The sequence below is a fragment of the Blastocatellia bacterium genome (assembly GCA_016713405.1).
In the GTDB taxonomy this organism is placed as follows: domain Bacteria; phylum Acidobacteriota; class Blastocatellia; order Chloracidobacteriales; family JADJPF01; genus JADJPF01.
The window spans coordinates 98,800-111,666 of sequence record JADJPF010000004.1 but is presented as its reverse complement, the minus strand read 5'-3'; the positions used below and the strand labels follow the sequence as shown (position 1 = coordinate 111,666).

Sequence of the window (12,867 nt, the reverse complement as noted above, 5' to 3'; positions counted from 1 at the left end):
GTATTGGCCCAAAAGGGCCTTTATTTTTTGCTCTTGGTTCTGGTGGTTGCCAAGATATTTTGGTAATGGAACTAGCTTTTTCCGCTTCGCTAATTTCATTAGCTGGAGTTTCTAAAGCAATCTTAAATTCCTGTTTTATTTGAGGAATTGCATTTGTTTCATTTGTGGGTTCTTGCTCTTTGCTACTTTCCAGTTTTTGTTCTTGAGTAGGTTTTGGTTGTTGAATAGGTTCTTGAGAAAGAGCTAAACTATTGAATAGAAATATAATTAGAAAAACATAAGTCAACTTAGTATATTTCATAAAACCCCTAAAATTTTCTGAAAATTTCTATCGTTTTTCGGCTTGAAACTCAGCTTTAGTAAAAATTTGTCCTATTCTATATTTTTGCCAATTATTAGTTTCTGTAGTAGGAATTGTTTTATCAACAACTTCTATAATAGCTGAACTAATCCAAATTTTCCCCATTCCATCTAGGAAAATACCATAAGAAATTGTTTGGCTATCTTCCCCTACATCTAAAACAATTTCTTGTTTTGTCCATTCCGCTGTACCTGTTGTAAGAAGGTTCTCCATAAGAGTATCCTTAGGTTTATCCTTAAGGCAAGAAGTTAAAGGTTTACCAGCTTTATCATCAATTCGCATCCACATTGCTCCCCAAACAGCAACATTTTCTGTTCTTACATAAGAGCTTAAGCGAATCCGTTTATTATGGTAAGGTTTTGCATCTATAGTTGCTGATAAAACTCCCAAACCACTGGAGATATCTTTTTTATTTTCAAGGGAAAAACTAGGTCTTTTTTTGTAAAGTATCTTTTTATCATAGTTATAAATATAAGGAGGGTTACTTTTAGCAAGAGCATATTCATTACTATCATAAGCTTTTTTGTAACGAAGGATTATGTCCTGTTTTTCTTTTACTTTTAATTGAATGCGTCTTTGACCACCTGTTTCAAGAGGATTTGAAGGATAATAACCAACTGTATAAACATGGCGAAGTTCAGCAGCTATTTTTTGTAGTGATGGGCTTAAATCAGCTATTTTGGTAGTGTCATAGCGAAAACCTGCGGTGGCTTCCACTAATTCATTTATAAAATCCAGTTTCTGACTTTCAGGATTACCAGAAGGATAGCGCACAACATAAACTAAAGCTCCAGATTCAACCATTTCTTTTATAGCTTTTTCAGCAGAAAAACGACTTCTGTTATCAAAACCATCTGTAAGTAAAATAACAGCTTTTCTTCCTGTAATTTTTTTTAGTACATCATGGGCAGCAGTATAAACAGCATCATAAAGAGCAGTTTCACTTAAGCCTTCTAAACGACTTAGCTTAATAGATAAGTCATTTTTATTTCTAGTAAATCCATCTGTAAGTGGGAAAATATAACTTGAAAAGCCTATTGCAGCTACTTCATCTTCATCTCTTAAATTATCAACAAATTCTAGGGCGGCACTTTTAATTTTACCTATACTGTTAACTACACTATAACTTGTATCTATTAATAACATCACACGAAAAGGGGCTGCCTCAACAGAAAAAAATTCTATTTTTTGTTCAACCCCATCCTCATAAATTGAAAAATCTTCAACCTCTAACCCTGTGATATATCTTCCAACAGGATCACTAACTATTACAGGAACAGTAACTAATTGAGCATCAATTTTAATGCTTTCTTCTTCAAAAGTTTCAACTGTTTCTGTTTTTTGTGGATTTTGTGCTAAAGATTGGGTAAGTAGAGCAAAAAAACAAATTATTACTAATAATATTTTATAGCACATAATTTTATTCCCTCATTTTAACCAAATACTACTACTTGTATTTTCTTAACCAATTTATTTTAATTATTCTTTCTAGCTATGTTTAACTATTCAGTTGATCCGCTAAGTATCTCTATATCATCAAGATACCAACCATCAGCAACAGTTCCAACATCAGTTACAAGACGAAAACGAACAGCTAATTTTTGACCATCAAATTGACTTAAATCAATTGTGGTTTTTTGAAAATCAAGTTGTTCACCTGTAAAAGCAGCAACAGTTTGCCAAGGCTGTTTTCCTGGCTTTACTTCTACAAAGCCAAAGTCAAAACCTCGTTCCATTTGGTAGCGTTGCCAAAAAACTAGCCTTGCCCCTAAAAGACCTATTAGGTTAACTTTTTTAACTTTAAGAATTGAATTAGCTCGGTCTTTGTAATTTCCCTTTGGGCTATCTGTCCAAGAACGCATTGGACTATGGGAAAAGGTAGTTGTTAATTTCCATTTATCATCAGGAACAAAATTGCTAGTTCCGTTTTCTAATGAGTCTGAAAGCAAAGTTTTTAGCTTAACTGTTTTAGTTATAGCAATAGCTTGTGTAGATTGACCTTGTTGGTTGCTTGCGTCTTGATAAATCACTTGTATTGTATCACCTACGCTTGATTGTAAAATGCCATCATTAGCAATATTACTGGCAGCAAAAGAGACTTTAATTGAGCCTAAAAATTGGCCTGCAATAGAGTCATCTTTTGTTAAAGTAATTTGTTCTTGATCGCCAGTTTTTTGACTATTGATCACTACATTAACTTGGTTTTGTTCTATTAAGTCGCGGTCTCCAAGGCGAATTTGTATTTCTTCATTATCAAGGTAAGTTGGGCGATCTAAGCTAATTACTCCTGTTTTTTCACAATAAGGAGGGATATCAAAAGATTGTTTTACTTGGCTAGTTCCACCTAATGAACTTGAACTAAAGCCAATTCCACGAGCAGCAAAACCTTGCCAAATTAAGCATTGATTAGCACCATCATTATTTATCTGATCAGCCAATAAAATAGCATCTCGTCCATCAATCATTGATGGGTTTATAGGCGTTAGTTTTAGCGCGTCTGTGACTAATTGCTCTATCATATTCTTACCTACTTCAAACCCATAAGTATCAATAAAGTTCGCTCTAACTTCCCAAAGAGCTTGGCACCAAACTTCACCTACGCTATGAACGGCTGTTACATTAGTATTAAATTGGCTTTGTGTAGGGTCAATATCAGCATAAGTAATAGGATTAATATTTTTATCTGTGCTATAAGGTAAGCGGCGAATTCCTTGAGTAAATTTCTGTACTACATAACTAGCAAAAGGATAGCTAGCCCTAGGATTATCTATAGGTTTACTTAAAATTGACATTGCATACCAATCTGACCAACCTTCTCCCATTCCTGCCCCTTGTGTACCAAATAAAGAAACAACATTTTGAGGCCCACCAACTAAACGAGTAGTTAAACCATGTACATATTCATGGATAATTACTTCAGCATCATAAGCAGCATCAAGCTTTGGTGTAGTAGTTTTCCATAAAAAAATCTGCATCCGCCCTGAAAAACCATCTTCAGATGTTCCAAAAGTAGCATTATTAAAACCACTTCCATCTTGAGCCTCAGCAATTATCCGATCGCCTCCCATACCTCCACGACCAAAATTATCTAGCTGAAAATTTCCTGAAGCTTCATCAAACCCTAATTTATAAAGATAGTCATGAGTAAAGTTAACCCAATAAAATAAATTAGTTACAGAGGCAGAAGAAAATAGTTCTGGTTCTTGACCTACAGTATTTAACATTAAAGGAAAATCAAATATTAAGTTTTCTGCTCTAGGTCGAAAACCATTTCCGCTATCAGTCCCTTGTGGATCGGTTTGAGCATCAACATTATTTCCACGAGTAGTAAAACTACCATCAAGCCAGCCCATTGGTGAGGCTACCTTATCGCCATTAGTTGTAATAAGTTGACGATCAACAAAAGATGGATTGGTGGACACAAAAGGTAAGTTAGGCTGAGGTGTATTGCTGGTAAATACTCTATAACTTGGCACCTGCTCATCAAGATTCCAAGTTAAATTAGCTCTAAGTAAAACTGCTGCTTTACGAGCATCAACTAAAATTAAATAGCTATTTCCTGTTTCTCTATCAGTTAGACGAACTTGCCAGGCTGGTCGTAATTCTTGGTCATATTTGCTTTTTTGTTTTGTTATTGCCATAGGAAATAACACTAGTTCAGGTTCTGAATTGTCACCAAACATTAAACTAATATTTGTTCCTATGCTTTCAGCGGCAAAGTTTATAGCTTCTTGAGCAGAGATCTTTAAGCTCAAGTTAGTTTGCTTATCAATATTTGGGACAAGTTCACTATTAAGCCAAACAATTTGTTTATTTTTATTTAGTACTGTTTGTAGATATGCACCAAAAATTGGTAGATCTTGATAATATTGCTGAAAGACAAAATTAGAAGTGTTGTTATGTTTGGTTTGATAGCTATTTAGTGGTTTTAACTCATTTTGGTCTAATTTATCTAAAGTTAGCTGATAAAGATCTTGATTTTCCCTTAAAAATTTATTGATGATCTTTTCTGCTTTGTCTTGACTAGGAAAAGTTAAGGCTTGGGAATAGCTAAATAAAGTCTTGGGGGTTTGCTTAAACTTGGGCCAATTTAGCTGTAAATTTGCATACTTTCTCTTAAGTGCTGCTACTTTCTTTAGCCGTTGGTCAGAAAGCTGATTAAATTCACTTTCAAAAACTCCTTTTGATAAATAAGTATTTTCTCTAATGTCAAAATTAGGAATTATTTGAGAAGTTTTTAAGTTTGGTAACTCATTGATTTGATTAATCTTAGCTTGTAAAGAATTATTTGGAAGTAGTAAAGGTAAGACAATCATTAATAAAAATAGCAATAGCATTAATTGGCGTTTGTGCATAAAGACTAACAAACCTCCTAGATTTTCGCCAGATTTAGTTATTCTAACTGAAGCAGCCAACTTGGGCAAAAATTATAAGTTGTTTTTGGGGTGACAAAAGATGGCTCTATGAGTTGTTTAATTGATTATGTTTTTAATAGCTAAGGATAACTATCTATAAACCCTATGGATTAGTTGTTAATCAGGAATAACTGTAGTAAACTAGCAAAACGTTTAAGAAAAAAATTTCGGAGGTATGTGTGAATCCGGATCTAGAAAGGCTAATTGCGTTACAGAATCTTGATTCCAAAATCAATCAATCCAAAACCAAACTTACTGTAATTCCCGCCGAACGTAAGCAAATAGAAACAAGATTTGATGAATTTTCTGCTACTTATAATAAAGCTCGTACTAGCTTAGAACAAGCTCAAGCTCAACATCGACAACTCAGCCGCGAATTAGAAGAAGTACAAGCTCACCATGAAAAGTATAAGAAAGATCTAATGAAAGTACGTAATGACAAAGAGTATACTGTTTGTCTAAGAGAAATTGATAGTACTAAAAAGGCTGCTTCCCTATTAGAAACTCAAATATTGCAATTGATGGAAGAAATAGAAAAACTAGATAAAGAAGTAGCTCAGTATAGTCCAGAAGTAGAAAATCGGCGGCGTATTGCAGATAAAGAACTAGCTGAATGTGATGAGGAAATGGGAATCTTACAAAAAGAAATTGACGAACATATTGCTGAACGTCAAAAAATACTAGTAAGTGTTCCTAGACCCCTATTAAGTCGTTATGAACGCATAATGCAACGTAGCGGCTCAGGACTAGCAGAGGCAAAAGCTAATACTTGCACTGCTTGTCGGATGAAAATTCGTCCACAAATAATGTCAGACATTCGTCTAGGTGAAGCAATTATTGAGTGTGAAAGTTGTAGCAGAATACTCTACTACATAGCACCTACGGAATCTAGTGCTGCATCTGCTGAATAGTTATTAATATTACTCCATAAATCACCTAGTTATAGGTGATTTATGGAAAATAATTTTTTAATAACCCTTTTATTACTAGTAAGTATGCCTAATCGATAATCTTATTAGTACTCTTTTTTGTGAAATAATTTCTTTTTACCTTCCCCTAAATTTTTCTATCTCTACTTAAAAACTTAACCTCTGGCATATTAATTGCAGTTACTTAAAATAATTGGCTAGGAAAAGTGTTTTTTCCCTAACATATTATTAAAGGAAAGAGGGAAATAAAGTCATGAAAACCCCAACTAGCAGAAAAAAGTTAATTATCCTTGTGTTTCTATTAATTATTTCTACTGTAATTGCCACTTATTTTTGGGATGAAAAATCTTCAGCAGATGAATTTATTACTGCAACTGTTGTAGAAGGTGATATTAGCAACAATGTAATGGCAACAGGTGTTATACAGGCTATTACTACTGTACAAGTTGGTAGTCAACAATCAGGGACAATTTCTTGGTTAGGTGCTGATTTTAATTCTCAAGTAAAAAAAGGACAAATCATTGCGCGTCTTGACCCTTCAACCCTACAAGCTCAATTAGATAATGTTTTAGCATCACTACAAAATGCTATTACTGCTGAAGAAATGGCACGTAAAGCTTACAATCAAGAGCTAGCAGCTATTGAAAGTTCAAAAGCAAACTTATCTATGTTGGCTATTCAAAGTAAAGACTCTAATAGATTAGCTACACGTAATAAAGAACTCGCTAATGTAATTTCTGCTCGTGAGCTTGAATTATCTATAGCTAATGCACAAATGGCAGATGCTCGTTATCAGCAAGCTTTAGCACAAGTTAAACAAGCTGAAGCATCTGCTAGTTCAGCAAAAGTAAAAATTGATCAAACAATTGCTCAAGTAAACCAAATTAAAGCTAATCTTCAACAAGCTAAAATAAACCTAGAACGAACAATTATTAATTCTCCAATTGATGGTATAGTAATATCTCGTAATGTTGATGTAGGGCAAACCGTAGCAGCTAGTCTACAAGCTCCAACTCTATTTACCATAGCTAATGACCTTTCTAAGATGCAAGTTCTTGTTAACATAGATGAAGCCGATGTTGGCAGTATTAAAGAAGGCCAAATAGTTAATTTTACTGTAGATGCCTTTCCTAAAGATATTTTTCGGGGAGCTATTTTACAAGTTCGTTTTAACCCTATAACCACGCAAAATGTCGTTATTTATAATGCTGTAGTTAACTTTGATAACCCTCAAGGAAAACTTCGTCCCGGAATGACAGCTAATGTAACTATACCTATTGAACACCGAGAAAACGTATTGCTTATACCAAATGCAGCACTGCGCTTTAAGCCTTCATCTGAAGAGTTAGAAAAACTTAGCGAAACTAGCAAAACCGTCCAAGATAAACCTAATCAATCTACTAGGAGACAAAATAGAGATAAAACAGATGCTAGAACATCGCCTAATGATAGTGATTTAGCAGAAATCCATAAGGTCACTATTTGGACACTTAATAGTGAAAACAAATATGAATCCCGCAGACTTAAGATAGGTATTACAGATGGAAAAGTAACAGAAGTAATAAGTGGAAATATAAAAAAAGGTGACAAAATTGTTGTTAGCAAAGTTGGTACTAATAAATCAACACAAACTCAATCTTCATCACCTTTTGATAACAGACCTAGAATGTCAACAGGCCGTAGAGGAGTTTAAGTTATGTCACTTATTTATTTAGAAAATATCAAAAAAATCTATCGTACTGGTGATATTGAACTTATAGCTCTTAAGGGAATTTCTTTAAACATTGAACAAGGTGAATTTGTTGCTATTATGGGTGCTTCTGGGTCAGGTAAATCAACGGCTATGAATATTTTAGGATGTCTTGATCCTGCTACAGAAGGAACTTATCTTTTAGATGGGCAAAATGTTTCAAATTTAAGTAAAAATCAACTCGCAGACATCCGTAATCGTAAAATAGGCTTTGTTTTCCAAGGTTTTAATTTACTATCCCGCACTAGTGCTTTAGAGAATGTAGAACTACCAATGCTTTATTTAGGAGTTAAACAATCAGAAAGGCTAAAACGCGCTCAAAAAGCATTATCAATGGTTGGTCTAGCTGGTAAAGAGCAAAATCATCCTAATCAACTTTCTGGAGGACAACAACAACGTGTCGCTATTGCTCGTTCACTAGTTAATGACCCTGCTTTAATTCTTGCTGATGAGCCTACAGGCAATTTAGATAGTAAAACTTCTGTAGAAATTATGGAAATCTTTCAATTCCTTAATAAAACAAAAGGAATTACCATTATTTTGGTGACACATGAAGAAGATATAGCTAATTTTGCTAAAAGAATAATAGTTTTTAAGGATGGTCGGATTAAGGAAGATAGACTAGTTGCTCAACCTCTTGATGCACACCTAGTGCATATGCAACAAGAATCTATAGCACATCAGGAGGAATTTTTATGAATTTCTTTATGACTCTAAAAATTGCTATAAGAGCATTGCTACGTAATAAAATGAGAACAGCCTTGACTATGCTAGGTATTATTATTGGCATTGGCTCTGTTATTGGTATGGTATCGCTTGGTCAAGGGGCGCAAGCTTCGGCACAAGCACAAATAAATAGCATGGGAGCAAATTTACTTTATATAACTCCTGGTACTATTACTTCTTCAGGAACAAGAATTGGTTCTGGTTCTGCCTCAACATTAAATGCTGAGGATGTGGAAGCAATAAAACTTGAGCTTGCTAGCATAAAAGCTGCAAGTCCCGGTGTACGTGCTAATGCTTCAGTTGTGTTTGGAAATCAAAACTGGACTACAAGTGTCCAAGGAGTCAATGAAGAGTTTCCTCAAATTCGTATTTGGAATGTAAGTAGCGGAGAATTTTTCACTCAAGCTGATGTTCGCAGTGCATCAAGAGTTTGTGTCCTTGGTCAAAGCGTAGTCAACAATCTATTTACTGGTATTGATCCAATAGGCCAAACTATTAGATTACGTAACCTAGCTTTTAGAGTTGTTGGAGTGATGGCAGTTAAGGGTCAAAGCTCTTTTGGCCCGGATCAAGATGATGTGATATTTATTCCTTACACAGCAGCACAGAAAAAACTTCTTTCCATTAGTCATATACATTTTGCTATGGTTTCTGCAATTTCTGAGCAAACAACTTACACTGCACAAAATGAAATTACTGCTTTGCTAAGAGAACGCCATAAACTTACTGCTAGCGAAGCTGACGATTTTACTGTACGTAATATGACAGATGTTTCTGAGGCAGCAGATGAATCTAACCGAATACTTACTATTTTATTAGGTAGTATCGCGTCTGTTTCCTTACTTGTTGGTGGAATTGGAATTATGAATATAATGCTTGTTTCTATAACAGAGCGAACCCGCGAAATAGGCATAAGAATGGCAATAGGAGCGCGTAGTAACCAAATAAGGCTTCAATTTCTTATCGAAGCAATTGTACTTAGTAGTATTGGAGGGTTAATTGGGATAGCTTTTGGGATTGGCATTGCTTATGCAATCTCAGCCGGATTTGGCTGGCCTACATTAATTTCTAAAACAGCAATTATAGTTTCTGTTATTTTTTCTATTGCTGTTGGGGTATTTTTTGGATTCTATCCAGCACATAAAGCCGCTTCTCTTGAGCCAATAGAAGCATTACGTTATGAGTAATATTAGTTAATTTTTCTCTGGTAATTGTTTAATTAGTTCTGGAAATTCTTCCTCACACCAAAGAGCGTGATGACCTACAGCATATTCTACCGGTACAGTACCATCAATAATTGCACGAAAAGAAGGCCGTGTATCAGGATGTAGAAGTGCTAAATAAGCATGAGCCATAAAACCACAAATACCAATAACAGCTTGTATATCATGGGCAATTATTAAATAAGGAAAAGCTTTTTCTGGTAAATGTCGGCGCATCATTAATAACCCACCCGTCACCATAAACCCAGCAGAATTAAATGTCACCATTAGAAAGTTTAATTTCTGACCTGCATTAAATTTTCCTTGTGCTGGCATTTTTACTTGAAAACCTAACATATACAAAGGCGCACGTTTTAGAAATTCCATGTCTTCTTTGGAAAAGCGAACTATCTCCCGCCAAGTTTGTTTCCAACCTTTCCAATCCTTAAACCAAACAAAAAACGGTGCTGCAAACATTAAAGCTGCTCCAACACGGTGAATTTGTCTGGAACGTGTACCACCACTAAGCTTTTTTAACCCTTTGTAAAATAATACTAGTCCTGTTCCAGCAGCTAGCAAAAACCCTATAGCATTAATAGCATGAGAAAGTCTTTCATGAGGTTTAATTCTTTCTACACGATTTTGATCTACTTTAGCTAAACTAGTGCTATTACTCATGACTGTTTTTTCCTTTTTTAGCATTTAGCATACTATTGACAAAACTAAACCCTAGCATTAAGGCTGTACCAGCAATTGCTAGCATTCCTAGTGGTTGAACTACTTTTTTCCAAGTGTTTAGATATTCTGGGACTTTTGGATCCGTAGGCAAATCAAAATCTTTTGGGTTACTTGGCAATACAGTTAAAACATTTAGTCCGTCTAGCTCTTTTTCACCATAAAGATAAGCTTCACTGTAACCACGAGTTTTAAGGTCTTTAATTCGGCTTTGTCCAAGTTTGAGCATATCCTCACGTCGGCCAAATTCTAAAGCATTTGGTGGACAAGATTGCACACAAGCAGGTTGTTTATTGTGCTGAATACGGTCTGAACACAAGCGACATTTACTTACTTTACCAAAACCAAAAACTGCTCCAGCATCCAATTTAGGCACATCAAAAGGACAAGCATCTACACAATAACCACAGCTTGGACAAGTCTTAACATCAAGTCGGACATATGCTAGTAGGTCATTTCTAGTTAGTGCATCAACTGGGCAAGCTTTAACACAAGCAGCATCCCGACAGTGCATACAACCATGTTTACGAAACATCCAACGTGGTAATTCTGCTTCAGATTTAATGCTATCTTGCTCAAAAAACTTTGTTACTTGCCAAACGCTATAATTTATTGCTTCGTCTTCATCTATTTTAGTTTGCAGATCAACAGCTATTAAATTACCTGGTTCTGGGCCCAGTAAAGCTTCGTACTGTTCAATAATTTTATCTGTCTCTTCGTCATGAATATCTATAGTAGAATCATTTAATGTATTTGATGGTTTCTCATGATGTAGCTCATAAAATTTAACAACATTCCAAGTGCGATAAGTTAAGTCAGTATGGCTTTGATAGCCAAATGGATGCTCACTTAGATCATCTACTCCAGTTTCATTCCATTCCTTACAAGCTACTTCACAAGCACGACAACCAACACATTTTGAGACATCAATTAATTTTGCATATTCCATAGTAACCAAAGTATAAAAGACATTTTTGCTAACAGCTAGGAAAGAAATCTTACCCTGATTAGATTCTAGTTACTATTATTTCTTGACTAATGTTAGAATCCTTTACAAACAAATCTTCTACTAAAATATCTTGTACCAACAAGTTAACTACTTTTTACCGTTAGGGGAAAAACTATGGTTGATTTTTCCAATAAATACTTAACCACAATTGAAGACTTTTTAACAGAATCCATAAAACACAGTTCTGTGATCTCTTTTGATGACTTGGATGTAAAAGAAATAGTCTTCCAAATTAGTGAAGAAGTTCGTCTTAAGCAATTTCGTTGGGCTGACAATACGGTTTGTGTGCCTAATGTTGTTAGAATCCTCTTACTAGAAAGCAAGGCTGACAAAGTAGAAGAACTAGAAATGCTTTTTAATGCCCCTGCTTTTACTAAAACACTTACAGATTATCTACAAAGCAATAATTTTCATTTAATTCTACCTATTCGTACCGAAGTAGAACTTGTTAGCAAAGGTAGTAGCCGCTTAATGTATAGTGCTGGTCGTTGTTTGTTAACGCTGGATTGGCCCTTGCCAGAAGAAGCAGAAAATGTTGATGTTGTAATTGATGATGTTAAAAAGAAAGTTCTACAAGTTCAGGAACGTAAACCCCAAATATCATTAATTGGCCGTTTAACAGCACTTAATGCTGATGTTTATCAAAATAATTATTTTATCACTAAAGAAATTACCTATATTGGCCGCCTTCGCATAGTTCGAGATAGTGAAACAGGAAAATTCCTGCGTCGTAATGACTTTGTTTTCGCTCAATTAGAAGATCCTGAAGCAACAGGAAATAGCGTTTCCCGCCAACATGCAAAAATAGAATTTTGTGATAATGCCTTTGTTTTGATTGATCAAGGTGGGGCTAACCCAACTATTATAGAAAGAAAAATACTAGGCGCACCTAATGTAATAACAGTTACTGGCACCAAAGGAATTAATTTAGCTGATGGTGATACAATTATTTTAGGATCTGCAAAAGTTAGATTTAATTTTGTAGAAAGTATTGATAAAAATACATTTGTTTTACAACAAAACCAAGACTTGCTAGCCAAAAAGCTAGAACGTGGCTTGCCAAAACAAACATTTAAGATTTCAGCACTTTATTTACCAGAAGAGATCAAACAGTTAAATGAAGAGTAGCCCCCATAAACTTAAACCTAATAACTATTATTAGTAGGTTTTTATAGTTTTATAATTAGTAAAATAAATATTTTCGCCAACTTTCGTCTGTACGCCCTATATAACGCATAATTTGACGACTTACACTAAGGCTAAAGGGTTGAGGACGTTTTAAGAGTCGCATTCCTGCTTCTTCTGGTGTATGGCTACCTTTACGATTATTGCAACGACGACAGCATGCAACTAAATTATCCCAGCTAGAATCCCCTCCTCGTGCCTTTGGTATCACATGATCTAAGGTTAACTCTTGCGGTGGATAGCTTACATTACAATACTGACACACATTATGATCTCTTAAAAGAATATTTTTACGAGATAAACTTTTAGTTTCAAAAGGAATATGAATATATTCAATTAATCGAATCACAGAAGGAACAGGAAACCGTTGACTACTAGAATGAAAAAACTTTGGGCTATATTCTTCTGCCCTAGCTACTCCTTTTAGTACCAACACTATAGCACGTCTTACATTACAAACATTAATTGGTTCAAATGAAGCATTTAGAACTAGTACTCTAATATTCGCCATAAGCTACTATTTAATTATCCGGTAGCATAATAACCACTATTAGA

The 12,867-nt window shown here is 34.8% G+C and carries 10 protein-coding genes; 5 read left to right on the top strand and 5 right to left on the bottom strand.

Annotated elements, in window-relative coordinates; all coding sequences use genetic code 11:
* Positions 1 to 328: 328 nt before the first annotated feature.
* Positions 329 to 1,777 (bottom strand): VWA domain-containing protein, encoded by a 1,449-nt coding sequence (locus IPK14_06755; GenBank protein MBK7993121.1) that lies wholly within the window; start codon positions 1,775 to 1,777, stop codon positions 329 to 331.
* A gap of 86 nt (positions 1,778 to 1,863) precedes the next feature.
* On the bottom strand, positions 1,864 to 4,716 hold the full coding sequence (locus tag IPK14_06750; protein ID MBK7993120.1) for a M36 family metallopeptidase: 2,853 nt from the start codon (positions 4,714 to 4,716) through the stop codon (positions 1,864 to 1,866).
* 239 nt (positions 4,717 to 4,955) lie between these two features.
* On the opposite strand from IPK14_06750, the gene IPK14_06745 reads away from it, so the two are divergent.
* From IPK14_06745 to IPK14_06730, 4 genes are all read left to right on the top strand, one after another.
* Positions 4,956 to 5,687, top strand: a complete 732-nt coding sequence (locus IPK14_06745) for a hypothetical protein (protein ID MBK7993119.1) — start codon at positions 4,956 to 4,958, stop codon at positions 5,685 to 5,687.
* A 271-nt stretch (positions 5,688 to 5,958) separates the two neighbouring features.
* Positions 5,959 to 7,398 carry an efflux RND transporter periplasmic adaptor subunit gene (locus IPK14_06740; GenBank protein ID MBK7993118.1) on the top strand — a complete coding sequence of 480 codons (1,440 nt, stop codon included), beginning with the start codon at positions 5,959 to 5,961 and terminating at the stop codon, positions 7,396 to 7,398.
* Between the two features lie 3 nt (positions 7,399 to 7,401).
* A complete protein-coding gene (locus IPK14_06735) occupies positions 7,402 to 8,154 on the top strand; it encodes an ABC transporter ATP-binding protein (protein ID MBK7993117.1) in 753 nt (250 codons plus the stop codon).
* Positions 8,151 to 9,368 (top strand): ABC transporter permease, encoded by a 1,218-nt coding sequence (locus IPK14_06730; protein MBK7993116.1) that lies wholly within the window; start codon positions 8,151 to 8,153, stop codon positions 9,366 to 9,368. Before IPK14_06735 ends, IPK14_06730 begins: the two co-directional genes overlap by 4 nt.
* A 6-nt stretch (positions 9,369 to 9,374) precedes the next feature.
* On the opposite strand, the gene IPK14_06725 is transcribed toward IPK14_06730, so the two are convergent.
* Positions 9,375 to 10,061, bottom strand: coding sequence for a cytochrome b/b6 domain-containing protein (locus IPK14_06725; protein ID MBK7993115.1), 687 nt, complete (start codon positions 10,059 to 10,061; stop codon positions 9,375 to 9,377).
* Complete coding sequence (locus IPK14_06720) at positions 10,054 to 11,067, bottom strand: 4Fe-4S dicluster domain-containing protein (GenBank protein MBK7993114.1); 1,014 nt, start codon at positions 11,065 to 11,067, stop codon at positions 10,054 to 10,056. The genes IPK14_06725 and IPK14_06720 overlap by 8 nt, the downstream gene beginning before the upstream one ends.
* Before the next feature lie 174 nt (positions 11,068 to 11,241).
* Between IPK14_06720 and IPK14_06715 the strand changes: the two genes are divergently transcribed.
* Complete coding sequence (locus IPK14_06715) at positions 11,242 to 12,255, top strand: FHA domain-containing protein (GenBank protein ID MBK7993113.1); 1,014 nt, start codon at positions 11,242 to 11,244, stop codon at positions 12,253 to 12,255.
* Positions 12,256 to 12,310: 55 nt separating this feature from the next.
* On the opposite strand, the gene IPK14_06710 is transcribed toward IPK14_06715, so the two are convergent.
* Positions 12,311 to 12,823: an HNH endonuclease gene (locus tag IPK14_06710; GenBank protein MBK7993112.1), complete on the bottom strand. Its 513-nt coding sequence runs from the start codon at positions 12,821 to 12,823 to the stop codon at positions 12,311 to 12,313.
* Between the last annotated feature and the right edge of the window lie 44 nt (positions 12,824 to 12,867).